This is a genomic window from Microbacterium sp. SORGH_AS_0505 (genome assembly GCF_030818715.1).
Lineage (GTDB): Bacteria > Actinomycetota > Actinomycetes > Actinomycetales > Microbacteriaceae > Microbacterium.
The window spans coordinates 1,151,547-1,175,038 of the sequence record NZ_JAUTAT010000001.1; the positions used below are offsets into that span (position 1 = coordinate 1,151,547).

24 protein-coding genes are annotated in these 23,492 nt (G+C 69.6%); 15 read left to right on the plus strand and 9 right to left on the minus strand.

Annotated elements, in window-relative coordinates; all coding sequences use genetic code 11:
• Nucleotides 1-16 precede the first annotated feature (16 nt).
• Together QE428_RS05765 and QE428_RS05770 are read left to right on the plus strand one after the other, a co-directional pair.
• Nucleotides 17-1,462 (plus strand): GH1 family beta-glucosidase, encoded by a 1,446-nt coding sequence (locus tag QE428_RS05765; protein WP_307466810.1) that lies wholly within the window; start codon nt 17-19, stop codon nt 1,460-1,462.
• 62 nt (nt 1,463-1,524) lie between these two features.
• The gene (locus tag QE428_RS05770; RefSeq protein ID WP_231916506.1) at nt 1,525-2,547 is read left to right on the plus strand and encodes a LacI family DNA-binding transcriptional regulator; all 1,023 of its coding nucleotides are present in this window, start codon (nt 1,525-1,527) and stop codon (nt 2,545-2,547) included.
• A 3-nt stretch (nt 2,548-2,550) separates the two neighbouring features.
• Here the strand turns inward: QE428_RS05770 and QE428_RS05775 are convergent, their stop codons facing one another.
• The 3 genes from QE428_RS05775 to QE428_RS05785 form a co-directional block, all read right to left on the minus strand.
• Entirely contained in the window at nt 2,551-3,426 is an 876-nt protein-coding gene (locus QE428_RS05775) for a VOC family protein (RefSeq protein WP_307466814.1), read from the minus strand.
• Between the two features lie 39 nt (nt 3,427-3,465).
• Nucleotides 3,466-4,824: a uracil-xanthine permease family protein gene (locus tag QE428_RS05780; protein ID WP_091358367.1), complete on the minus strand. Its 1,359-nt coding sequence runs from the start codon at nt 4,822-4,824 to the stop codon at nt 3,466-3,468.
• Nucleotides 4,825-4,902: 78 nt separating this feature from the next.
• Complete coding sequence (locus QE428_RS05785; RefSeq protein ID WP_307466819.1) at nt 4,903-5,838, minus strand: phosphoribosylaminoimidazolesuccinocarboxamide synthase; 936 nt, start codon at nt 5,836-5,838, stop codon at nt 4,903-4,905.
• Between QE428_RS05785 and QE428_RS05790 the strand changes: the two genes are divergently transcribed.
• Genes QE428_RS05790 through QE428_RS05800 form a run of 3 tightly spaced genes read left to right on the plus strand, consistent with a single transcriptional unit; the run spans nt 5,837 to nt 8,553 of the window.
• Complete coding sequence (locus tag QE428_RS05790; protein WP_307466822.1) at nt 5,837-6,391, plus strand: hypothetical protein; 555 nt, start codon at nt 5,837-5,839, stop codon at nt 6,389-6,391. The genes QE428_RS05785 and QE428_RS05790 overlap by 2 nt on opposite strands.
• Nucleotides 6,392-6,442: 51 nt before the next feature.
• Nucleotides 6,443-7,066, plus strand: a complete 624-nt coding sequence (locus QE428_RS05795; RefSeq protein WP_307466825.1) for a PadR family transcriptional regulator — start codon at nt 6,443-6,445, stop codon at nt 7,064-7,066.
• Nucleotides 7,063-8,553 (plus strand): MFS transporter, encoded by a 1,491-nt coding sequence (locus tag QE428_RS05800; RefSeq protein ID WP_307466827.1) that lies wholly within the window; start codon nt 7,063-7,065, stop codon nt 8,551-8,553. Before QE428_RS05795 ends, QE428_RS05800 begins: the two co-directional genes overlap by 4 nt.
• Before the next feature lie 43 nt (nt 8,554-8,596).
• Here the strand turns inward: QE428_RS05800 and purD are convergent, their stop codons facing one another.
• Nucleotides 8,597-9,868: a phosphoribosylamine--glycine ligase gene (gene purD, locus QE428_RS05805; RefSeq protein WP_307466830.1), complete on the minus strand. Its 1,272-nt coding sequence runs from the start codon at nt 9,866-9,868 to the stop codon at nt 8,597-8,599.
• Nucleotides 9,869-9,912: 44 nt separating this feature from the next.
• Between purD and QE428_RS05810 the strand changes: the two genes are divergently transcribed.
• From QE428_RS05810 to QE428_RS05820, 3 genes are read left to right on the plus strand one after another with little or no spacing between them, the layout of a single operon-like run.
• Nucleotides 9,913-10,266: a sterol carrier family protein gene (locus QE428_RS05810; RefSeq protein ID WP_307466833.1), complete on the plus strand. Its 354-nt coding sequence runs from the start codon at nt 9,913-9,915 to the stop codon at nt 10,264-10,266.
• Nucleotides 10,267-10,319: 53 nt separating this feature from the next.
• The gene (locus QE428_RS05815; RefSeq protein WP_307466836.1) at nt 10,320-11,072 is read left to right on the plus strand and encodes an HtaA domain-containing protein; all 753 of its coding nucleotides are present in this window, start codon (nt 10,320-10,322) and stop codon (nt 11,070-11,072) included.
• 22 nt (nt 11,073-11,094) lie between these two features.
• The gene (locus QE428_RS05820) at nt 11,095-11,412 is read left to right on the plus strand and encodes a potassium transporter Trk (protein ID WP_091358394.1); all 318 of its coding nucleotides are present in this window, start codon (nt 11,095-11,097) and stop codon (nt 11,410-11,412) included.
• Here the strand turns inward: QE428_RS05820 and QE428_RS05825 are convergent, their stop codons facing one another.
• Entirely contained in the window at nt 11,413-12,021 is a 609-nt protein-coding gene (locus QE428_RS05825) for a zinc-binding alcohol dehydrogenase (RefSeq protein ID WP_091358398.1), read from the minus strand. It lies immediately after the preceding gene.
• A gap of 79 nt (nt 12,022-12,100) precedes the next feature.
• Here QE428_RS05825 and purM point away from each other — a divergent pair, with 79 nt between their 5' ends.
• Genes purM through QE428_RS05840 form a run of 3 tightly spaced genes read left to right on the plus strand, consistent with a single transcriptional unit; the run spans nt 12,101 to nt 15,943 of the window.
• The gene (gene purM, locus QE428_RS05830; RefSeq protein ID WP_307466841.1) at nt 12,101-13,219 is read left to right on the plus strand and encodes a phosphoribosylformylglycinamidine cyclo-ligase; all 1,119 of its coding nucleotides are present in this window, start codon (nt 12,101-12,103) and stop codon (nt 13,217-13,219) included.
• 9 nt (nt 13,220-13,228) lie between these two features.
• On the plus strand, nt 13,229-14,692 hold the full coding sequence (gene purF, locus QE428_RS05835; protein ID WP_307466846.1) for an amidophosphoribosyltransferase: 1,464 nt from the start codon (nt 13,229-13,231) through the stop codon (nt 14,690-14,692).
• Nucleotides 14,693-14,710: 18 nt separating this feature from the next.
• A complete protein-coding gene (locus tag QE428_RS05840; protein WP_307466848.1) occupies nt 14,711-15,943 on the plus strand; it encodes an MFS transporter in 1,233 nt (410 codons plus the stop codon).
• Between the two features lie 15 nt (nt 15,944-15,958).
• On the opposite strand, the gene QE428_RS05845 is transcribed toward QE428_RS05840, so the two are convergent.
• Nucleotides 15,959-16,168: a DUF3073 family protein gene (locus QE428_RS05845; RefSeq protein ID WP_091358414.1), complete on the minus strand. Its 210-nt coding sequence runs from the start codon at nt 16,166-16,168 to the stop codon at nt 15,959-15,961.
• 148 nt (nt 16,169-16,316) lie between these two features.
• Between QE428_RS05845 and QE428_RS05850 the strand changes: the two genes are divergently transcribed.
• Nucleotides 16,317-16,877: a universal stress protein gene (locus QE428_RS05850; RefSeq protein WP_307466853.1), complete on the plus strand. Its 561-nt coding sequence runs from the start codon at nt 16,317-16,319 to the stop codon at nt 16,875-16,877.
• On the opposite strand, the gene QE428_RS05855 is transcribed toward QE428_RS05850, so the two are convergent.
• From QE428_RS05855 to QE428_RS05865, 3 genes are all read right to left on the minus strand, one after another.
• Nucleotides 16,878-17,480 carry a PadR family transcriptional regulator gene (locus tag QE428_RS05855; protein WP_307466855.1) on the minus strand — a complete coding sequence of 201 codons (603 nt, stop codon included), beginning with the start codon at nt 17,478-17,480 and terminating at the stop codon, nt 16,878-16,880.
• 1 nt (nt 17,481) lies between these two features.
• Nucleotides 17,482-18,333: a DUF4097 family beta strand repeat-containing protein gene (locus QE428_RS05860; protein ID WP_307466857.1), complete on the minus strand. Its 852-nt coding sequence runs from the start codon at nt 18,331-18,333 to the stop codon at nt 17,482-17,484.
• A 185-nt stretch (nt 18,334-18,518) separates the two neighbouring features.
• Complete coding sequence (locus tag QE428_RS05865; protein ID WP_164499361.1) at nt 18,519-18,677, minus strand: hypothetical protein; 159 nt, start codon at nt 18,675-18,677, stop codon at nt 18,519-18,521.
• Nucleotides 18,678-18,861: 184 nt separating this feature from the next.
• On the opposite strand from QE428_RS05865, the gene QE428_RS05870 reads away from it, so the two are divergent.
• From QE428_RS05870 to QE428_RS05880, 3 genes are all read left to right on the plus strand, one after another.
• Entirely contained in the window at nt 18,862-19,131 is a 270-nt protein-coding gene (locus QE428_RS05870) for a Rho termination factor N-terminal domain-containing protein (protein WP_307466866.1), read from the plus strand.
• A 1-nt stretch (nt 19,132) separates the two neighbouring features.
• Nucleotides 19,133-20,095, plus strand: a complete 963-nt coding sequence (locus tag QE428_RS05875) for a DNA topoisomerase IB (protein WP_307466868.1) — start codon at nt 19,133-19,135, stop codon at nt 20,093-20,095.
• An 88-nt stretch (nt 20,096-20,183) separates the two neighbouring features.
• A complete protein-coding gene (locus QE428_RS05880; protein ID WP_307466871.1) occupies nt 20,184-23,489 on the plus strand; it encodes an efflux RND transporter permease subunit in 3,306 nt (1,101 codons plus the stop codon).
• The last annotated feature ends 3 nt before the right edge of the window (nt 23,490-23,492 follow it).

Genomic DNA, 23,492 nt, shown 5'->3' on the forward strand with positions numbered 1-23,492 from the left:
GGAGTACTCTGCCCCCGTGCCCGCCCGAACCCCGCGCCCCTTCCCGACCGACTTCCTCTTCGGCGCCGCGACCGCCGCCTACCAGATCGAGGGAGCCGCCCTCGAGGACGGCCGCACGGCCTCGATCTGGGATGCGTTCAGCCGCGTGCCGGGCGCCGTCATCGGCGGTGACAACGGGGATGTCGCGTGCGATCACTACCACCGCTACCGCGGTGACGTGGCGCTCATGAAAGAGCTCGGCCTCGACACCTACCGCTTCTCCACCTCGTGGTCGCGCGTGCGGCCCGACGGGGGAGCGGTCAACCCGAAGGGCGTCGACTTCTACGAACGCCTCGTCGACGAGCTCTTGGCCGCCGGCATCCGCCCGTGGCTCACGCTCTACCACTGGGACCTGCCGCAGGCGCTCGAGGAGCGCGGTGGGTGGACGGCGCGTGAGACGAGCGAGCGGTTCGCCGAGTATGCGCTGACGGTGCACGACGCCCTCGGGGACCGCGTCACCGATTGGACGACCCTGAACGAGCCGTGGTGCTCGTCGTTCCTCAGTTACACGGGCGGGATCCACGCCCCCGGCCGGTTCAGCATCGGTGACGGGATGCTTGCATCCCACCACCTGCTGCGCGGACACGGTCTCGTGGTCGAGGAGCTGCGCCGCCGCGACCCCGCGCTGAACCTCGGCATCACGCTGAACCTCACCGTCGCCGAGGCGGCCGATCCGGCCAAGCCGGAGGATGTGGACGCCGCGCGTCGCATCGACGGGCAGTTCAACCGGTGGTTCCTCGACCCGATCTTCCGCGGGAGCTACCCTGCGGACATCGTCGAGGACATCCGCGGCGTCGATGCCGACGAGGTGGCCCGCTTCGAGGCGGCGGTCCTCCCCGGCGACCTCGACACCATCTCGCAGCGGCTGGATGTGCTGGGCGTGAACTACTACCACGGCGAGTTCGTCGGCGGCACGGCCCCGGCAGACCCGCCCCTGCCGGGCGATGCGCCGACCGACCGCGTCGTGGGCTCGCCCTGGCCGGCGGGCCACGGCATCCACTGGTACGAGCGCGGACTTCCCCGTACGGCGATGCACTGGGAGGTGCAGCCCGCGGGGCTGACGACGCTTCTCGAGCGGGTGTGGGACGAGTACGCGCAGGATGCCGGTACCGCCCTGTTCGTGACCGAGAACGGCGCCGCCTACGACGACGAGACCGTCGACGAGGGCGGCCAGACCCGGGTGCACGATGAGGACCGGGTCGAGTTCCTCCGGGGGCATCTCGAGGCGATCCTGGATGCGGCCGACGCCGGTGTGGACGTGCGCGGGTACTTCTACTGGTCGCTCATGGACAACTTCGAGTGGGCCTGGGGATACGACAAGCGCTTCGGGCTCATCCGCGTCGACTACGACACCCAGGAACGGACGTTCAAGGACAGCGCGCTGGAGTATCGTCGGGTCATCGCCGACCGAGCGATCGACTGATTGCACTTCCCGAGGTGACCGTGTCCGAAACCCTTCACTCGCCGGTGACGAGCGGCCCCTCGGTGACGATTCCTCCGCCCGGAACGCTCGCGTCGCCGGTCACGATCGAAGAGGTCGCCGCAGCGGCGGGGGTGTCCCGCTCCACCGTCTCGCGCGTGGTGAACGGGTCGACCGCCGTCAGTCCTGCCGCGCTCGCCGCCGTCCGCCGGGCGATCGACGAGCTCAACTACGTGCCCAATCGTGCGGCGCGGTCGCTGGCCAGCCGGGCGACGATGGCGATCGCCCTCGTCGTTCCCGAGGACACGACCCGCTTCTTCGGCGACCCGTTCTTCGCGGCGATCGTCAGCGGCATCAACACGCGGGTCTCGAAGTCGGACTACGTGCTCAACCTGATCATCGCGAGCGACGATCCGGACGACAAGGCGACGGCGTACCTCCGCAGCGGTGCCGTCGACGGGGCGATCATCGTCTCGCACCACACGAGCGACGCCTTCATCGACCGCATCGCCGCCGCGATGCCCGTCGTCTACGGCGGCCGGCCCGTCCGGGAGCGAGAACGGGACTACTACGTCGACGTCGACAACGTCGAAGGCGGCCGCCTCGCGACGCAGCACCTGATCGACCAGGGTCGCACGCGGCTGGCGACGATCACCGGCCCGACGACGATGCCCGGAGGCATCGACCGTCTGACGGGGTTCCGCGAAGCGCTGGATGCCGCGGGCCTGGCGCCCGTCGCGGTCGAGGACGGCGACTTCACGGCCGCAGCCGGCGCCGCGGCCGTCCGGCGGATCCTCGAATCCGGCGCCCGGTTCGACGGTCTCTTCGCGGCGAGCGACCTCATGGCGCGGGGAACGCTCGTCGAGCTGGCTCGTGCGGGACTCCGCGTCCCCGAGGACGTCGCGATCGTCGGGTACGACGACTCGCCGGTGGCCACGTCGGTCTCGCCGACGCTCACCACCGTGCGGCAGCCCTCGCTGCAGCAGGGCGAGGTCATGGCCGATGTCCTGCTGACGCTCCTTGCCGGCGGGTTTCCGCCCCACGAGACGCTGCTCGACACGCAGCTGGTCGTGCGCGAATCCGCCTGAGGCCTACAGCGCCACGCCGGCGTGGAGGGTGTTGCGCCACGGGTCGGTGAACGAGACCGTCCGACCGTCGTCGGCGACCTGCACGCCGTGATGGCTCAGGCGTTCACCGAGCTCGCCGAGCGCGTCCTGATCGGGCAGGGTGAGGTCGACGCGGCCGAGCCCGAGGGCCGGCATGCGCGGTCCCGCACCGCGCGAGTTCCACACGTTCATCGCCATGTGGTGGTGGTAGCCGCCCGCGCTCACGAACAGGGCGGACCCGCCGAGCTCCGCCGTCACGTCGAAGCCGAGCGCGTCGACGTAGAACGCTCGGGCGGTCCGCACGTCGCCGACGGAGAGGTGGACGTGACCCACGGATGCCGCATCATCGGCGCTCGCGCCCTGGGCCGCGGCATCCGTCAGATGCTCCCGGAGGAAGGCGTTGGGGTCGAGGTACAGGGTGTCCATCTCGACCTGGCCGTGGGTCCAGGACCACTCGGTGCGCTCGCGGTCCCAGTAGAGTTCGATGCCGTTGCCCTCGGGGTCGGTGGCGTAGAACGCCTGGCTCACGAGGTGGTCGGCGCTGCCGGTGAACGACTCGGGTGCGTGCTGCGCGAGCGAGAACAGCGCGGCCGCCAGCGACGTCTGGGATTCGAAGAGGATCGCGGTGTGGAACAGGCCCGCGGCGCCGGCCGGGGCGTGGCGGAGCGACGGTTCGTGGCGTAGGACGACGATCGGACGTCCGGCGCGGCCCAGCGTGACGGTGTCACCGGCCGCGTCGAGCACCGTCAGCGTGACGACGTTGCGGTAGTACCGCGTCATGCCGTCGAGGTCGCCGACGAGCAGCGTGACGGCCCCCATCGCGGTGGCGGGAGAGAGCCGGTCGAGCGCGGACGTATTCATGTGAATATGGAACGCATCCGCACCCGAGGTTGTTCCCCGTCAGTCGGGGTCGCCGCCGAGCTGACCGATCGGGACGATGGGACCGCCGTCGTCTGCCCCCGTCTTGCGCGCCCGGGCGATCGCGTTGCCGGCGTGGTAGATCACGAGGGCGGCGACCGTGCCGAGCACGATGCCGCCGAACTGCAGCTGACCGAGGTCCATCGTGAAGTTCGCGATCGCGATGACGAACGCGACGGCGACCGTGTACTGGTTGACCGGCCGCGAGAAATCGACCTGGTTGTCGACCCAGATCTTGATGCCGATGACCCCGATGAGACCGTACAGCGCAGTCGTGACGCCGCCGATGACGCCGCTCGGGATCGTGAAGAGCACGGCGCCGACGACAGGCGAGAACGAGAGCAGCACGGCGATGATGCCGGCCACCCAGTACGCCGCCGTCGAGTAGATGCGGGTCGCCGCCATGACGCCGATGTTCTCGCCGTAGGTGGTCGTGCCCGAGCCGCCGAACGCGCCGGCGAGGGTCGTCGCGAGACCGTCGGCGAGAAGGGCGCGGCCGGTGCGCTTGTTCACCGTGGGGTCTCCGGTCATCGTCGCGACACCGCGCACGTGGCCGACATTCTCGGCGACGAGGACGAGGACGACCGGCAGGAACATCGGCAGGAGTCCCCAGGCGACCGGATCACCGAAGGACGGCAGGTGGAAGGTCGGCAGACCGATCCACTGCCCGTTGTCGATCAGCGTGGTGACTCCCGAGAAGTCGACTTTGCCCATGATCAGCGCGGCGATGTAGCCGACGACGACGCCGAGGAAGATCGAGACGCGTCCGAGGATGCCGCGGAAGAGCACCGCGAACAGGATGCACGCGACCAGGGTGATGGTCGCGAGGACCGCGTCGGTCTGGAAGTTGTTCCACGCGGCCGGCGCGAGGTTGAGGCCGATGAGGGCCACGATCGCGCCCGAGACGACCGGCGGCATGAGCTTCTCGAGCCAGCGCGTTCCCGTCGCCTGCACGAGGAACCCGATGCCGGCGAGCAGGATGCCGGCGACGAAGACGCCGACGAGCGCCTGACCGATCTGCTCGGGGCTGTCGAGCGGCTGGCCCTGGCCCGGGCCGAAGGCCGTGATCGGGGCGATGAACGCGAACGACGAGCCGAGGTAGCTGGGCAGCTTGTTGCGCGTGAGGATCAGGAACAGGAGCGTCCCGAGTCCCGAGAACAGCAGCGTCGTGCTGACGGGGAAGCCGGTCAGCAGCGGCACGAGGAACGTCGCGCCGAACATTGCCACGACGTGCTGGGCGCCGATCGCGATCGTGCTGCCCCAGCCGAGACGCTCGCTCGGGGTGACGACGGCTCCGGGGGCGACGCGGCGTCCATCGCCGTGAAGGGTCCAGATGGGCATGCGCGTGCTCCTCAGATGGTGGGGGATGCCTGGGGTCAGGCTACCTGGGAGCGGGCTGTGCGTGCGGGAGCGACGCCGTCATGAGGTGAGGCGCTCGAGGAGCTCGTGGTACTTGGCTGCCGTCTGCTCGATGACGTCGGCGGGGACGGTGGGAGGCGTTCCCTGCTTGTCCCACTTCGCCGCGAGCCAGTCGCGGACGATCTGCTTGTCGAAGCTCGCCATGCGTTCGGCCGGCGTCGAGCCGGTGCGCCAGGTCTCGGCATCCCAGTACCGCGACGAGTCGCTCGTGAGGACCTCGTCGGCGAGGGTGAGGACGCCGTCGGCGTCGTAGCCGAACTCGAACTTCGTGTCCGCGAGGATCAGCCCCTTCGCCTCGGCGAGGGCGGCGGCGCGGCGGTAGATCTCGAGCGACGCGTCGCGCAGCGCGGCCGCACGGGCCTCACCGATGAGCTCGGCGCTGCGCTCGAACGAGATGTTCTCGTCGTGCTCGCCGAGCGGTGCCTTGTAGGCGGGGGTGTAGATCGGCTCGGGCAGGCGATCGCCGTTGTGCAGGCCCGACGGGAGCGGGATGCCGCAGACCGTGCCGTCGGCCTGATACTCGGCCCAGCCCGACCCGGTGAGATAGCCGCGGACGACGCACTCGATCGGCTGCATGTCGAGTTCGCGGACCACCATGGCTCGGCCGGAGACCTCGGCGGGCGGCTCGACGCCCTCGATCAGGTGGTTCGGGATCGGCCGGCCGCCGTCACCGCCCGCGAGCTGCGCGAACCACCACAGGCTCAGGCGCGTGAGGAGCTCGCCCTTCTGGGGGATGCCCGGGTCCAGCACCTGGTCGAACGCACTGACGCGGTCGCTGGCGACCACCAGCATCCGTCCGTTCGTGCCGTCGGCGGGTCGGTAGAGGTCCCGGACCTTGCCCGAGTACACGTGGGTCCATCCGGGCAGGGCAGTCGCGGCATCCGTCACCCGGCCATTATCGCGGGCTGTGCGGGCCCGTGCGTACCCTGTCGTCATGCGCCGCCCGCTCCTCGCCCTGACCGCCCTCGCGCTGTCGCTCGGTCTGAGCGGCTGTGTCTCGACCACCGGGGTCGATGACGCGGTGCCCTCGCCAGCCCCGTCCATGTCCATCGTCGAGCCACCGTCGTCGCCCCCTCCGTCGCCGGCCCCGTCCCCATCGGTCGAGGAGTCTGCCGATCCGTCCTATCGGGTTCCCGACGAGAGCCCGCTCGAAGCGACCCGCCTCGTGTTCGACGGCGATGCGGTCGGCGTCGAACCCCGGACCGCCCTGAACGTGGCGGCAAGCGCCGTGCGGGAGCAGGAGTACACCCTCGACTTCGACTGCATCCCCCGAGACGCCACCATCACCCTGACGCTGAGTCCCGCGGCCGGTGAAGACGATCCGCCGGTGACGATCAAGGGACCCATCACCGTGACGCAGGGATGCGGTGCTCCGGGGCGCATCACGGGGATCACGGTCAGTCGGATGGTGGGCATCCAGATCACGGCGATCACCGACGGCGTCGATCACGCCTGGGCCGTCCTCCGAGCCACCGACGCCGCCGGATGATCCGGGGAAGAGGCGTATAGTCCACATGGACTAATCGGCGGAGGGAGCACCATGGCGGACGCCGTCTCGCGGCTCACCCCCACCGCGATCATGCTCCTCGCGCTCCTGCACGAGGACGACATGCACACCTACGAGATGGTGCGTCTGCTGCGCGAGCGTCGGGCGGATCGCATGATCCCCCTGACCCACGGCACGATCTACCACACGGTCGCTCGCCTCGAACGGCAGAATCTCCTCGCCGAGGCCGGCAGTGACCGCGAGGGGAACCGGCCCGAGCGGACGACGTACACGCTGACGGATGCCGGGGCTCGGGCGCTTCTGGCATGGGTGCGGCACGAGTTGCGATCCATCGACACCCCCGAGCGGTTCCGCATCGCCCTCACCGAGGCGCACAACCTCGATCGGTCCGAGGTGATCGCGCTGCTCGAGAAGCGTCGCGAGCTGCTCGCGGCATCCCTCGACGCGCACCGGAGCGCCCGCGAGACCGCCATCGCGCACGGGTCGCACCCGCAGTTCCTCATCGAGGTCCACCGGCAGGCCGCTCTGCTGGCCGCCGACATCGCCTGGCTCGACGACGCGGTCGAGTTCATCCGGCGTCCCGACACCGTCTGGGGTGTCGTCGACATCCCCGTCACCGACCGCTATCTGGCACAGAGAGAATCCGCACGCGCATGAGCGAGAGCACGACCACCGTCCGCACCCCCGGTGCGGCCCCCGCCCCGACGAATCCGTGGCCCGCGCTGTGGGCGCTCGTCCTCGGGTTCTTCATGATCCTCGTCGACACCACGATCGTCTCGGTGGCGAACCCCGCCATCAAGGCGGCGCTCGACCCGTCGACGAGCAACCTCGACAACGTCGTGTGGGTCACGTCCGCCTACCTGCTGACGTACGCGGTTCCGCTGCTCGTCACGGGACGCCTCGGCGACCGGTTCGGCCCGAAGAACATCTACCTCATCGGGCTCGCGATCTTCACGCTCGCCTCGCTCGCCTGCGGCCTGTCGGGCTCGCTCGAGATGCTGATCTTCGCACGCGCCGCGCAGGGTCTCGGCGCCGCTCTCATGACGCCGCAGACGATGGCCGTCATCACCCGCACGTTCCCCGCCGAGCGGCGCGGAGCGGCCATGGGCCTGTGGGGTGCGACCGCCGGTGTCGCCACCCTCGTCGGACCGCTCGCGGGCGGCCTGCTCGTCGACGGCTTCGGGTGGGAGTGGATCTTCTTCGTCAACATCCCCGTCGGCATCATCGCCTTCGTCCTCGCCGTGCGGCTCGTCCCGCAGCTCGAGACGCACCCGCACCGCTTCGACGTGCTCGGCGTCGTCCTCAGCGCGGTCGCCCTGTTCCTCATCGTCTTCGGACTGCAGGAGGGCCAGCACTACGCGTGGGCGCCGTGGGTCTGGGTCATGATCGTCGCCGGCGTCGCCGTGCTCGCAGTCTTCGTCTGGACGCAGGCGCGCACCAAGAGCGAACCCCTCGTGCCGCTCGCGCTGTTCCGCGACCGGAACTTCGCGATCTCGAACCTCGCGATCGCCGCCGTCGGTTTCACCGTGACGAGCATGGCCCTGCCGATGGCGTTCTTCACGCAGCTCGCGCGCGGACTCACCCCGACGGAGTCGGCACTGCTGCTCATCCCGATGGCGGTGCTGTCGGGGGTCCTCGCACCCTTTGCAGGCCGCATCCTCGACCGGGTCGACCCGCGGGTGCTGCTCGTTCCCGGACTGTCGCTCATGGTCGTCGGTCTCGTCGGCTACGTGCTTCTGATGAACACCGAGGCCCCCGTCCTCCTGCTGCTCATCCCCTCGGCCATCATCGGCGTCGCGAACGCCGGCATGTGGGGACCGCTGGCCACCACCGCGACCCGCAACCTCCCGCCGCAGCAGGCGGGCGCGGGCTCGGGCATCTACAACACGACGCGGACGATCGGTTCGGTCATCGGGTCGGCTGCGATCGCCGCCGTCATGCAGGCGCGCCTCGAGGCGAACCTGCCCGGTGCGGGCGATGCAGCCAATGGCGACTTCGGCGGAGGTGGCGGGATGCCGCCCGCCGTCGCCGAGGGATTCTCGACCGCCATGGGTCAGGCGATGCTGCTGCCGGCCGCCGTCATCGCGGTGGGCGTCGTGCTGGTGCTGTTCCTGCGCCGGCCGGCTCACCTCGCGAAGCGCTAGAGGTCACTGCGAAGCGCAGAAGGTCACTGCGAAGCGCTGAAGGTCACTGCAAAGCGCTGAGCGCGATGTCGCGGCGGTAGTGCGCCCCCTCGAGCGAGATCTGCTCGAGGGCGGCGTACGCCCGGCCGCGGGCGTCGGCGAGGTCCGCGCCGAGGGCTACGACGTTCAGCACGCGGCCACCGGTCGCGATGAGTCCGCCATCGGCGTACGTGGTCGCCGCGTGGGCGAGGTGGACGCCGTCGACGGATGCCGCGGCATCCGTTCCCGTGAGAGGGCGACCCGTGAGCGGCTGCTCGGGGTATCCCTCGCTGGCCAGGACGACGGTGACGGCCGCCTCGGCGGAGAACTCCGGAGCGGGCTCGGACTCGAGCGTGCCGCTCGCGGCGGCGAGCAGCAGCCGTGACAGCGGGCTCGTCAGCCGGGGGAGGACGACCTGCGTCTCGGGGTCGCCGAAGCGCGCGTTGAACTCGATGACCTTCACGCCGGCGTCGGTCAGGATGAGCCCGGCGTAGAGCAGCCCGATGAACGGGGTGCCCTCGGCATCCAGCTGTCGGATGACGGGCTCCGCGACCTCAGTGGTCACCTGCGCGACGAACGCCTCTTCGCTGCCGAAGCGATCCGCGAGCCAGGGGAGGGGCGAGTACGCGCCCATGCCGCCCGTGTTGGGCCCCTCGTCGCCGTCGAGCGCGCGCTTAAAGTCCTGCGCGGGGCTGAGCGCGCGGACGGTGTCGCCGTCGCTCACGAAGAAGAGCGAGACCTCGGGGCCAGCGAGGAACTCCTCGACGAGCACGGGGCCGCTCGACAGATAGGTGTCGGCGTGGGCGAGGGCCGCCTCGCGGTCGGACGTGACGATGACGCCCTTGCCTGCAGCGAGCCCGTCGGCCTTCACGACGAAGGGGGCGCCGAACTCATCGATCGCGGCGGCGACCTCGTCGCGGGTCTGCGCGCGCGCCGCGCGTCCGGTCGGGACGCCGGCGGCATCCATGATCCGCTTCGCGAACGCCTTCGACCCCTCCATCTGCGCCGCGGCCTTGCCGGGCCCGAAGACGGGGATGCCGCGTTCGCGCAGCGCGTCGGCGACGCCCGCCACGAGGGGGGCTTCGGGGCCGATCACGACGAGGTCGATGTGCTGCTCGTTCGCGAAGGCGGTGACGGCGGCCGGGTCGTTCTGGTCGAGGTCCGCGACGAGGGTCGCGTCCGCGGCGATGCCGGCGTTGCCCGGGGCCGCGAAGATCTCGTGCCCGGCGCCTTCGGCGACCAGAGCGAGGATGATGGCGTGCTCGCGCGCGCCCGAGCCGAGGACCAGGATCTTCACCCCGCCAGACTACCGAGCGCCGCACGCGCGTTACGGTGGCATCCATGGCCCGCACCATCACTACCGGAGACGGGCGCGACGCGCTCGCCGCGGTCGCCGCCGGCGGGGCGGCGCGCACCGACCTCGCCACCGCCGTCCGCTATCTGCTGCAATTGCTCGTCGAGAAGGCGCCCGGCAACTCCGTCGAGGTCCGCGTCCCTCCCTTCGGCGCCGTGCAGGTGGTCGAGGGCCCGCGTCACACACGCGGCACCCCTCCCAACGTCATCGAGACGGATGCCGCGACCTGGATCGCGCTCGCCACCGGTCAGACCGCCTGGGCCGACGCCGTCACCGCCGGCACCGTCCGCGCGTCCGGCGTGCGGGCCAACCTCGACGGGCTCCTCCCGCTCCGCCCGTGAAGACCTCGCGGCAGCCCCGCCCGCCGGTACGATCGCCTGCGGAGAGGAACCGCATGCAGGCACGACACCTCGGGGTGAACGCGCGTTCGGCGATCCTCGTGATCGCTCTGGCGGCCGCTCTGCTCCCCGTCACCGCGATCTCCGCTCAGGCCGCACCCCGCACGTGCACCGTGTCCGAGGCGAAGCTCGTGTGGGATGCCGGTGCCTCCGACGTGCAGGCGAGCGGCTCCGTCACCGCCGATGACAGCACCCTCACCTTCGAGGAGGGCAAGGGCGTGCTCGAGCCGGTCGCCCCGGCCGGCAGCGTGAGCTTCGACGGCTCGCTCGTCTACACGAATACGGCCGGCGTGAAGACGACCCTTTCGGCGCCGACCCTCGTCCTCGACGGCGAGAGGGGATCTCTTCTCTTCGACGTACAACCCGAGGGTGCCGACCAGATGCCGCAGGCTCCGTTGGCGACGATCGATCTGCGAGCCGCCGCGGTCTCCGAGGCGGGCGACACCGTCAACCTCGACGGGGTCGCCGCGGCGACCGAGCCGACCGCCGAGGGTCGCGAGGTCCTGTGGTCAGGAGCCTCCGGCACGCTCGACCTGGCCGTCGCTGCGACGTGCACCACCGCCGAGCCGGCTGCGGCGTCGGCCGGTGACGAAGCGGATGCCGGGGGCACCGGCATCCTGGTTCCCGTCATCGTCGTGGGGGTCGCGGCGCTCCTCGCGACGCTTCTGGCGGTCGGATCGGTGCAGCGGCGCAAGCGCAACAGCGCTCGCGCGGCCCAGCCGGAGATGGTCGACGACCCGCGTCCGTGAGGCGGGGGTGGACAATGGACTCATGGCCGAGCATTCCGAAACGAACGTCGAGTCCGCGCAACTGCGGCGCACTCCTCGGTTCGCCGCGTTCTTCGCAGCGGGGGCGGCACTCGGCATCGTCGTTGCGCTCATCCTGACGTACGCGTTCGGTGACGGTCAGATCAGTGAGAGCACGGGCGCGACCTATTCGCAGAGCCAGGTCTTCGGCTTCCTGCTGCTCGGCTGCGTGCCGGCGGGCGTAGCGCTCGGCGGGCTCGTCGCCCTCATCTTCGACCGCGTGCTGGGACGGCGGAGCACCACGGTGCGCATCGAGCGGGAACGCGTCGAAGAGTCCGACTGATCAGGCGAGTTCGGCGATGATCGGCTGAATCGCCGGGTCGAACGCCGCCACATCACCGCGCAGTCCGTCGGTGACAGCGATCGTGAGCGAGCCGATCCACCACACGCCCCGCTGCGTCAGCGGGAGCACCTGCACGTTGAGCTCGAACGAGTGCGCGCGACGTCCGACGCGCCGCTCGTGTTCGGCGATCGCGCTCGCGTAGGCGCGGTAGCTGCTGGCCGAGCCCGAACGAGCCTGCGCGGCGTAGCGGTCGCTCGCCCAGTTCGCGTAGGCGACGGCATCCTCCGCCAACGGGGCCATGGCCGCCCGCAGCTCGTCGAACCCCTCGACGGGCAGCACGGCGAGGGTCTCGAAGCCGTCGACCAGATCGAGCGGAACAGGAGAGGGGTGCGCCTGCGGCTCGACCGCCATGGCCCAGTACGCCAACCACTGCCGCTGCAGGACGGCGGCGGCGTCATCGTCGACGGGCTGCGCTGCGGGAGCTCCTCGCAGGTGGGGAAGCTCCTCGGGAGCACGGATGCCGAGCGCCTGGCGCACGTACAGCGCGACGAGCACCGTCGTGCTCGCGTCCTCCCGTACGACCCACTCGGGCCGCTCAGCCCCGCTCATGGCGACATCCTATGGCGCCCCTGTGGTCGGCGTCCCGTGGCGATGATGGCGGATCACCCGGTCCGGTGGCCGGTAGGCTGTGCGGGTGGCCTCGACTCCCACCGATCCCTATTCCGCTGCCGGCGTCGACACCGCGGCGGGGGACCTCGCCGTCGAGTTGATGAAATCGGCCGTCCGTCGCACCCAGGGCCCTGAGGTCCTCGGCGGCGTGGGCGGCTTCGCCGGACTCTTCGACGCATCCGCTCTGCTCGGCTACACCAAGCCGCTGCTCGCGACCTCGACCGACGGCGTCGGCACGAAGGTCGCCATCGCGCAGGCCATCGACAAGCACGACACGATCGGCCAGGACCTGGTCGGCATGGTCGTCGACGACATCGTCGTGGTGGGTGCGAAGCCCCTCTTCATGACGGACTACATCGCGACGGGCAAGGTGTTCCCCGAGCGCATCGCCGACATCGTCCGCGGCATCGCCGACGGCTGCTCCGCCACCGGAACGGCGCTCGTCGGCGGCGAGACCGCCGAGCATCCGGGGCTCCTCGGCATCAACGACTACGACGTCGCAGGAGCCGCGACCGGTGTCGTCGAAGCGGATGCCGTCCTCGGCGCCGACCGCGTCCGCTCGGGCGACGTCGTCCTGGCACTCGCCTCGAGCGGGCCGCACTCCAACGGCTACTCGCTCATCCGCCACATCATCGCGAACGCGGGGATCGGCTACGGCGACAACGCCGCCGACTTCGGTCGCACGTGGGGCGAGGAGCTCCTCGAGCCCACCCGCCTCTACACGTCACCGCTACTGCGCGCGATCGACGCGCACCCGGGCGCGATCCACTCCCTGAGCCACGTCACCGGCGGCGGCATCGCGGCCAATCTCGCGCGCGTGCTGCCCGTGGGCACCTGGGTCGACGTCGACCGCTCCACCTGGTCGCCCTCGCCCGTCTTCCGCGTGCTCGCCGACATCGGCGGGCTGTCGCTCGAGCAGACCGAGGGCACGTGGAACCTCGGCATCGGCTTCCTCGCGGTCGTCTCGCCTGAGACCGCCGAGGCTGCGGCATCCACCCTCTCGGCAGAGGGCATCCACACCTGGCAGGTCGGGACGGTGTCGGATTCGGCGCTGCCGGCCGGCGACTACGAGCAGGGCGCGAAGGGCGTCGACGGCGGCGCAGTCCGCCTGGTCGGTTCCTACGCAGAAACGGACTGAGCTACACCTATGTGCGGAATCGTCGGCGTCGTCGCTCAGGGGCCCGCCAACCAAGAGGTCTACGACGCCCTGCTGCTGCTGCAGCACCGCGGTCAGGACTCGACCGGTATCGCGACGGCCGAATCGAGCGGCATCTTCCACATCGCGAAGAACCGCGGCATGGTGCGCGAGGCGTTCCGCACCCGCGACATGCGCGCGCTCCTGGGGACGATCGGCCTGGGTCACGTCCGCTACGCCACGAAGGGCACCGCCTCGAACGAGGAGGAGGCGCAGCCGTTCTACGTCAACGCCCCGTACGGCATCGTCCTCGTCCACAACGGCAACCTCACGAACACGCGCGAGCTCACCGAGGAGCTCTTCCGCACCGATCGCCGTCACCTGAACACGAGCTCCGACACCGAACTGCTCGTCAACGTCCTGGCGAACGAGCTGCAGCAGGTCATTTCGGGTCTCGAGCTCGACCACGAGCAGATCTTCGAGGCCGTCACGCGCGTCCACCAGCGCGTCGAGGGCTCCTACGCCGCGATCGCGTTGATCGCCGGATACGGGTTGCTGTCCTTCCGTGATCCCTTCGGCATCCGTCCCCTTATCCTCGGCACCCGCAAGGCCGAGAACGGGCGGTACGAGTGGACCGTCGCGTCCGAATCGCTCGTCCTCGAGAACGGCGGCTTCGAGGTCGTCCGCGACGTCGAGCCGGGCGAGGCCGTGTTCATCGATCTCGAGGGCAACCTCTTCACGCAGCAGGTCGCCCCGAGCCCGAAGCTCGTGCCGTGCTCGTTCGAGTACGTCTACCTCGCGCGTCCCGACTCGGTCATGAACGGCATCTCGGTCTACGAGGCCCGTCTGCGGATGGGCGAGCGCCTCGCCGACACGATCGCGAAGTACACCCCCGAGGGCTCGATCGACGTCGTCATGCCGATCCCCGACTCCTCTCGTCCCGCCGCGATGCAGGTCGCGCGCAAGCTCGGCATCGAGTACCGCGAAGGCTTTTACAAGAACCGTTACATCGGCCGGACGTTCATCATGCCGGGCCAGGCGATCCGCAAGAAGAGCGTGCGCCAGAAGCTCAACGCGATGTCGACCGAGTTCAAGGGCAAGAACGTCCTCCTGATCGACGACTCGATCGTCCGCGGGACCACGTCGCGCGAGATCATCCAGATGGCTCGGGATGCCGGGGCCAAGTCGGTGACGTTCGCGTCGGCCGCGCCCCCCATCCGCTTCCCGCACGTCTACGGCATCAACATGCCGTCGCGTCACGAGCTCGTCGCGTACAACCGGACGATCCCCGAGATCGCCGAGGAGCTCGGCTGCGACTATCTCGTCTACCAGGAGATCGACGATCTGAAGGCGGCGATCCTCGAGGGCGCTCCCGACGTCGAGGACCTCGACATGAGCTGCTTCGACGGTCGGTACGTCACCGGTACGGTCAGCGACGAGTACCTCGCCTGGGTCGAGGGCACCCAGGAGTCCTGAGCGGCCTAGGCTGAGTCGGTGACGACACCTGACCCCCTCGCCGTGCGACGGGGCCGGATCCTCGCCGTCGTCGGCATCGTCCTCCTCGCGTTCTCACTGCGATCGGCGGTCGCGTCGCTGTCGCCGCTGTTCGATGCGATCGGCGAGGACTTCGCTCTCCCCGCCGCCGTGCTGGGACTCATCGGCACGGTGCCGCCGCTCTGCTTCGCGGTGTTCGGTCTGCTCGCCGCCGGCTTCGAACGCCGGTTCGGCCTGGAGCGCACGACCCTCGTCGCCCTCGGCGCCGTGGGGCTCGGACTCGTCGCCCGCGCCGCCGCGCTCGATGCCTACGGACTGCTGTTCGGGTCCGCGCTGATCTTCGCGGGTGTCGGCGTCGGCAACGTCCTCGTGCCGGCGCTGGTGAAGAAGTACTTCGCCGAGCGCATCGGCCTGCTCACGACCGTCTACACGACGACCATGGCCGTGTCGACGTTCCTGCCCCCGCTGATCGCGGTGCCCATCGCCGACGCCGCCGGGTGGCGTACGTCGCTCGGGGTGTGGGCGGTGTTCGCGGTGGCGGGGTTGATCCCCTGGATCGTGCTCGCCGTCCGTTCCCGCCGCGCCGCCGCGGCGGACGTGGACCTCGAGGCTCCCAGCACCCGTGTGTTCGGGCGGATGTGGCGGCTGCCCACCGCGTGGGCGCTCGCCATCACCTTCTTCGCCTCGAGCGCCGTCGCCTACACGTCGTTCGCCTGGCTGCCGAAGATCCTCGTCGACACCGCGGGTGTCACGACCCAGGTCGCCGGGGTCCTGCTCTCGCTGTTCGCCCTCATCGGGCTGCCGGCGTCGCTCGTGGTGCCCGCACTCGTCGCGCGCCGCGGCGTCGTGCTGCCGCTGTTCATCGTGGCCTCGGCCTCGGGTGTGGTCGGAGCGGGTGGGCTGCTGGTGGCCCCGGCATCCGCTCCCTGGCTCTGGGTGGCGCTCCTCGGAACGCTCCCGCTGCTGTTCCCGCTCGTGCTGACCTCGGTCGGACTCCGCACGCGGACGCACGACGCGACGGTCGCCCTCAGCGCATTCGCTCAGAGCGTCGGTTACGGCGTGACGATGTTCATGCCGATCGGGGTCGGCGTCCTGCACGATGCCACCGACTCATGGACGGCGCCGCTCGTGATCCTCGTCGGGATCTCGCTCCTGGCGCTTCCCGCAGGCGTCGTGATCGCACGACGGAAGACGGTCGAACAGGAGTGGGAACAGCGCCACGGATCGTGGTGAGCGTGAGGGAGGAGGTCAGGCCTTCTCGAGCGACGGCGACGGAGATTCGGACTCGTCGTCCTCGTCGTCCTCGTCGGCGTACTGATCGGCCCACTTGTCCTCGTACTGCTCGTCACCGGGCGCGCCGAGCTCACGCTCGAGCGCGTTGATGTTCAAGCTGTAGGTGTCGTACTTCAGCTCACGGGCGATCTTGGTGTTCTTCGCCTTTTGACGGCCACGCCCCATGCGTAACCCCCTCATTTCACGAGTGCGGGCTTGGTCCGGCAGCCCGACGCAGTCACAGTCCGGCAGAGGCCGGGAAGAGTAGCATTCAGGGTACCACGGAGCGTTCCCGCCGCCCTCGCGGGCGGGGATCCAGGAAAGGTGATCCGCCATGCCCGACGCCGAGTCGCAGCCTATGGTCCGTCGTCCTCACCGTCCGGTGATCGCCGGGATCGTGCCCGGTCAGTCGTCCCGTGTGCTCCGAGAAGCGGCGCAGTACGCCCGGATGCACGGTGCGGCGCTCCTTGTCACTCATGTCGACGTCACGCGGTTCGTCTCCTACGAGGATCCCGACGGTTACGTGCACACCGCGCCGATCAACCTCGATGCGATCCCCAGCGAGGCGCTCGAGACGCAGCTCCGCGACGAGGCGACGCGTGCGCTGGACGGCGTGGACATCGCCTGGCAGCTCGAGATGCTCGCGGGGGATCCCGCGCTCGCGATGAAGGATCTGGCCGAGCGCACCGACGCGCGGCTGATCGTCGTCGGAACCCGCAAGCGCGGCATCGGCGAATCGATCCGCGAGTTCTTCACCGGGTCCGTCGCCGCACGCCTGGCCCACCGGCAGCCGCGACCGATCCTCGTCGTGCCCATCGGCGAACCGGCGCGCGACGACGAGGATCCGTGGCGTGAGAAGCAGAGTTGGCCCGAGGAGCTCTGGCCCGGCGGCTGATCAGCCCCGCGTTGCGCGTCGCACGGCCTCGGCCGCCTCGTCGAGCGCACCCTTGAGGTCGTCGATGACGGATGCCGCCAGGTCGCCGCCCCGCGCGACGTGGCTCCGAAGGTCCGCACGGAGCTCGGCGCGGAACTCCGCCAGCAGCTCGTCGGCCCGCCGCACCTGCTCGCGAGCGGATGCGCGCGGGTCGGGCGTCGAGGACGGCGTCGGACGTGCGGAGGGCTGGGAGGCTGCGGCGAGGTCGGCCTGCAGGCTCCGCATCGCCTCGCGGACGCCCGCGCGCACTTCGTCGGCGATGAGTCGGACGCTGTCGGCGAGCCCGGCCTCGATCCCGGCGAGGTCACCCGAGCGCGATGCCACTTCGGCACGACCGGCATCCGTGATCTCGTAGACGGTCTTGCGCCCGTCGACGGTCTTGGTGACGAGTCCTTCCTCTTCGAGCTTGGAGAGGCGCGGGTAGATGGTTCCCGCGCTCGGCGTGTAGGTGCCGCCGGTGCGGTCCGACAGTGCCTGCATGAGGTCGTAACCGTGGCGCGGCGCCTCATCGAGGAGGCTCAGCAGATAGATGCGCAGATCACCGTGGGAGAAGACGGGGGGCATGTCAGATCTCCTCTCGGATCGGAGCCTCGTCGGCGATGGCCGCGCTGGTGCGCCGGATGACGGTGACGTCGCCCGAGACGGTGTTGGCGCGGACCTCGGCGAACGAGCCGCTGAGCTCGCCGACCGTGCCGGAGTAGTTAGAGCCGATCCCGCTCTGCGAGCGGTCGATCCCGTCGACGTTGAGCTTTCCGCTCACGGTGCGGAGGGTGTACTTCGCGGCCACCGATTCGTCGAGGCGCAGTGTGGCCGCGCCGCTGACGGTGTTGAACGACACGTTCTGCGTCGGCCCGCTCGAGTCGATGAGGACGGCGCCGCTGACCGTGTCGGCGAAGGCGGTTCGGATCGTGCCCGCGGCGGTGATGGTCCCCGACACGGCGTTGGCGTTCAGGGTGCCGGTGAGTCCGCGCATCTGCACATCGCCCGAGACGGAGTTCGCCGTCACGTCGCCCGTGAGCCCGTCGACGATGATGTCGCCCGAGACGGTGTTGAGCTTCGCGTCGGTCGTGAGGCCTGCGACGAGCGCGCTTGCACTGACCACGCCGAGGGTGAGGGCGATGTCACGCGGAACGGCGATGCTGATCTCGGCCTGCGGGCCTCCGCTCCCGAAGTTGCGGAAGGAGGTCAGGAAGTTGTCCCATCGGAGCTGCGCATGATCGATCTCGATCGCCCCGTTCTGCGCCTCGATGCGCAGTTCCTTCTGCGTGACCGAGTGCACTTCGATGCGGACGCCGGGCTCGTCGTGGGCGACGACGTCGATCTGTCCGCCGACGAGTCCCACTTTGAGTCGACGGATGCCGTCGAGGTCGATGACGCGGGTCTCCCCAGGCTGCACGAGCCACTTTTCGAGAGTCATTCTGTCTCCTGCGGGTGAGCGCGAGTCAAGATATATCGCGTTGGACAGAAGATAACACGATATATCTCGAGTGTCGAGAACGGATGCCGGGAATGATGAGGCCCCCTCGACCGTGAACGGGAGGGGGCCTCGTTGCGCTCTGGGGGAGAGCGCCGCTGACACGCCTGGGGGAGCGCGTCAGACGATCATGTGTTCTTGCGCAGTACTCGCAGCAAGAAGGCGATCAGGGCGATGACACCGACGATGATGGCGACCCACAGCAGGAACTGGAGGCCTTCCGTGATGCCACCCACGATCGCCAGCACGATGGCGATCACGATGATGATGATGAGTGCGAGGTTCATTGGAGGCTCCCTCTGATTGTCTCCGTTGTCCGCCGGGGCGGGGGTGACGCGGGTGTGCGTCCAGACATTGCTATCAGCGTTCTCTCAGGTGACGACAGGCCTTGACAGGTCGGCCATGCGGTGACATAACGTGGCCGCACGCGGGCGATCCTTGCCCGTGATCGACACGTGAGGCGGATGCACCATGCCGGCAGGACGCGGCTCGAACAGCCTGAAAGACCCCGAACTGTACGAGGAGCTCCGCGCCGACGGGGCGTCGAAGGAGAAGGCCGCGCGCATCTCCAACGCTGCCGCCCGCGACGGTCGGAAGGCGGTCGGCAAGCGCGGCGGTCAGGCCGGCGACTACGAGGACTGGACGGTGGCCGACCTCCGCTCGAGGGCGAAGGAGCTCGGGCTCAACGGGTACTCGCACGCTCGAAAGGCGGAGCTCATCGACATGCTCCGATCGCACTGACGTGCCACGACTCAAGCGCGTACGGCCGGGTGTCGACCTCGGATACCGGCGGATGCGTTCCGGCACCGGCTTCCGCTATGTGGATGCCGACGGTTCTCCGCTTCCGAAGGCGGAGGCCGACCGCGTGCGCGCCCTCGTGCTGCCGCCGGCATGGCAGGACGTGTGGATCTGCGCCGACGCGAACGGCCATGTCCAAGCGACCGGCGTCGATGAGGCGGGGCGGGTGCAGTACCGATACCACCCGCAGTGGACCGCCGGCCGCGATAAAGGCAAGTACGCCAGAGCCCTGCAGCTCGCCGAGGCTCTGCCGCGGGCCCGCGGACGGGTCACCACATCGCTCCGCCGGGAAGACATCGATCAGGAGCGCGTCCTCGCCGCAGCCTTCCGTCTTCTCGACCTCGCCGCCCCGCGCGTGGGCGCTGAGCGGTACCTCGTCAAGCACGGCAGCCGCGGGCTCACGACGCTGCTCCGTCGCGACGCGGTGGTCGACGGCACCGTCGTCGCGCTGCGGTTCCCCGGCAAGAGCGGTCAGCGGCAGGAGATGGAAGTCGACGACGTGGACCTCGCTGCGGCGGTCGAGCTGCTCGTCGGAGGGCGTCCCAGTTCGCCCCTCCTGGCGTACCTGCGCGGGCGTCGGCGCGTCGCACTGAGCGCCCGGGACGTGAATCTCTACGTCCGGTCGATGACCGGCGGAACCTTCACGGCCAAGGACTTCCGCACTCTCCGCGGCACCATCACCGCAGCGGAAGCGCTCGCTCAGATCGGCCCGGCGACGAAGAAGAGCGACCTCAAACGGGCCGAGGTGCGCGCGGTGAAGGTCACTGCCGAAGCTCTCGGCAACACCCCCACGGTCGCGAGGAGTTCGTACATCGACCCGAGGGTCTTCGACCGGTATCGGCGAGGCCTGATCCTCGACACCACGGTCTCGCCCGAATCCGCCATCCGAACGCTCATCCTCGCCTGACGACGGTTCCCAGCCTCGGGGGCTGACACGCGTGAAATACTGGCGCGCGTCCCCGCACCGCCCCCTGCATCGTGGAAACAGGCCCCCGTTGTCTCACCTCGCCGTCCTGAGCCTCAAGAACCGTGCGCTCATCGCCCTCATCACGATCGTCGCCGCGATCTTCGGAGGCCTCGCACTCACGAGCCTCAAGCAGGAGCTGATCCCGCCCATCCAGCTGCCGCAGCTGTCGATTCTGACGACCTACCCGGGCGCCTCTCCCGACGTCGTGAACAACGACGTGTCGACCCCGATCGAACAGGCCATCCAGGCCGTCCCCGACCTCGAGTCCACGACGTCGACGAGCACGACGAACGCGTCGATCGTCCAGGCATCCTTCGCCTACGGCACCGACCTCGCGACGGCGGAGCAGAAGATCCTCCAAGCGATCAACAGACTCGACTCGCTGCCCGACGACCTCGACACCAACGTTCTCGCCTTCTCGACCGACGACCTGCCGGTCATCTCGATCGCCGTGACCGGCTACAGCGACGAGACCGCCGTGCAGGACCGACTCGAGAACGCCGTGATCCCCGACATCGAGGATCTCGACGGCGTCGCCGCCGCGCAGATCGTCGGTGGTCGAACCTCGCGCGTCACGATCACGCCCGATCAGGAGAAGCTCGCAGAGGCCGGCTACACCCAGACGGCGATCACCGACGCCCTCGACCAGAACGGCACGCTCTTCCCCGGCGGCACCGTCTCGGAGGGCGACCAGACCCTCACGGTGCAGACGGGCACGAAGCTCGACTCCGTCGACGGCATCTCGGATCTCCCGCTCGTCCCGACCGACGCCGACCAGATCGCCGCGGGAGATGTCACGATCGGCGACGTCGCGAAGGTCGTCCTCGACACAGACCCCGTGACGTCGATCTCGCGCGTCGACGGCAAGCCGGCGCTCACCGTGTCGATCACGAAGCTTCCCGCAGCCAACACCGTCGACGTCTCGCACCTCGTCCGCGACTCGCTGTCCACGATCAAGGACGACCTCGGCAACGGCGCGACCGTCACGGTGGTCTTCGACCAGGCGCCGTACATCGAGCAGTCGATCGAGGCGCTCGCTCAGGAGGGACTGCTCGGCCTCGCGTTCGCCGTCGTCGTCATCCTGATCTTCCTGCTGTCGGTGCGCTCGACGCTCGTCACCGCCATCTCGATCCCGACGAGCGTGCTCATCACGTTCATCGGCATCCAGGCGTTCGGCTACTCGCTCAACATCCTGACGCTCGGCGCGCTGACGATCGCGATCGGACGCGTCGTCGACGACTCCATCGTCGTCATCGAGAACATCAAGCGGCACTACGTCGGCGATGCCGACAAGCTGGCCTCGATCCGCCTGGCGGTCCGGGAGGTGGCGTCGGCGATCACGGCATCCACCCTCACGACCGTCGCCGTCTTCCTCCCCATCGCCTTCGTCGGCGACCTCACGGGCGAGCTGTTCCGCCCGTTCGCACTGACCGTCACGATCGCGATGCTCGCCTCGCTCTTCGTCGCGCTGACGATCGTGCCCGTGCTGGCGTACTGGTTCCTGCGGCCGGGCAAGCCGGTTCTGGATGCCGCGGGCCGGGCCATCGACCCCGAAGACCCCGCCGCCCCGCCGACCCGACTGCAGAAGTCGTACCTCCCTGTGCTCCGCTGGACGCTTCGGCACTCGGTCGTCACGATCCTCCTCGCCGTCCTCGTGCTGGGGGGGACGATCCTGGCGGTGCCGCTCATGAAGGTCAACTTCCTGGGCGACTCGGGTCAGAACACCTTCACCGTCCGCCAGGACATCGGCGCGACCGCGAGCCTCGACGCGCAGGATGCCGCGGCGAAGCGCGTCGAAGAGGTCCTCCTCGACGTGGACGGCGTCGACACCGTGCAGACCTCGATCGGCTCCACCGGTTCCGCGCTCCGCGACGCCTTCTCGGGCGGCGGAACGGGCATCACCTACTCGATCACGACCGACCCCGACGCCGACCAGGAGCAGATCCGCACCGACGTGCAGAAGGCCGTCGCCGACGTGGAGGATGCCGGTGAGATCACCGTCGCGGCCGCCCAGGGCGGGTTCGGCTCGACCGACGTCGAGGTCGACATCACGGCGCCCGATGCCGGTGTTCTCCGCGACGCCACCGACAAGGTCGTCGCGGCCTTGAAGGACGCCGACGGCGTCGACCAGGTCGACTCGAACCTGTCGGCATCCCTCCCCTTCGTCTCGGTCGCCGTCGACCGCGACAAGGCGGCGGAGCTCGGCCTGTCGGAGGTCGCGGTCGGCGGGCTCGTCGCGAACACGATGCAGCCGCGCCAGATCGGCACCGTCGAGATCGACGACTCGACCCTGACCGTCTACCTCAAGGCCGCCGAAATCCCCGACACCATCGAGAAGCTCCGCGGACTCGAGATCGCGAGCGCGTCGGGACTCATCCGCCTCGACGAGGTCGCGACGGTCGAGCAGTCCGAGGGGCCCTCGTCCATCACGAGCGAGCGTGGTCAGCGGACGGCGACCGTCACCGTCACCCCTGCGAGTGACGACCTGAACGCGGCGGGCGCCGCCGTGACCGCGGCGCTCGCAGGCGCCGACCTCCCGCAGGGAGCGGACGCGGAGGTCGGCGGCGTCGTGACGCAGCAGCAGGATGCCTTCGCGCAGCTGGGTCTCGCCATCCTCGCCGCCATCCTGATCGTCTACATCGTGATGGTCGCGACCTTCAAGTCGCTGCGTCAGCCGATCCTGCTGCTGATTTCGGTTCCCTTCGCGGCGACCGGTGCGATCCTGCTGCAGATCGTCTCGGGTGTGCCCCTGGGTGTCGCGTCGCTCATCGGCGTGCTGATGCTCGTCGGCATCGTCGTGACGAACGCGATCGTCCTCATCGACCTCGTCAACCAGTACCGCGAGAAGGGTCTGTCGACCCCCGAGGCGGTGCTCGCCGGTGGCGCTCGCCGTCTGCGACCCATCCTCATGACGGCCCTGGCGACGATCTTCGCGCTCACGCCGATGGCGCTCGGCATCACCGGACACGGCGGGTTCATCTCGCAGCCGCTCGCGATCGTCGTCATCGGCGGCCTCGTGTCGTCGACGATCCTGACGCTGCTGGTCCTTCCCGCCCTCTACAACCTCGTCGAGGGTGCTAAGGAGCGTCGTGCCGCCAGGCGCGGCGACGTCGTCCCGGCTGTCGCCGGTGCGTCGGCGGGAAGCCAGGCTCCGCTGACGCGGCGCGCGCGGCGGGATGCGGCATCCGTCGCCGTCACGGGTGCTGCGGCCGTCGACACGGCGCTCGTCATCGAGGAGGCTCCGGACATCGAGATCCCGATGGACGAGCCGGCCGCGGTCGAGGAGCCTGACGTCGAAGAGCCGGGCGCGGACGAGCCGCGGCGCGAGGAGTGAGGG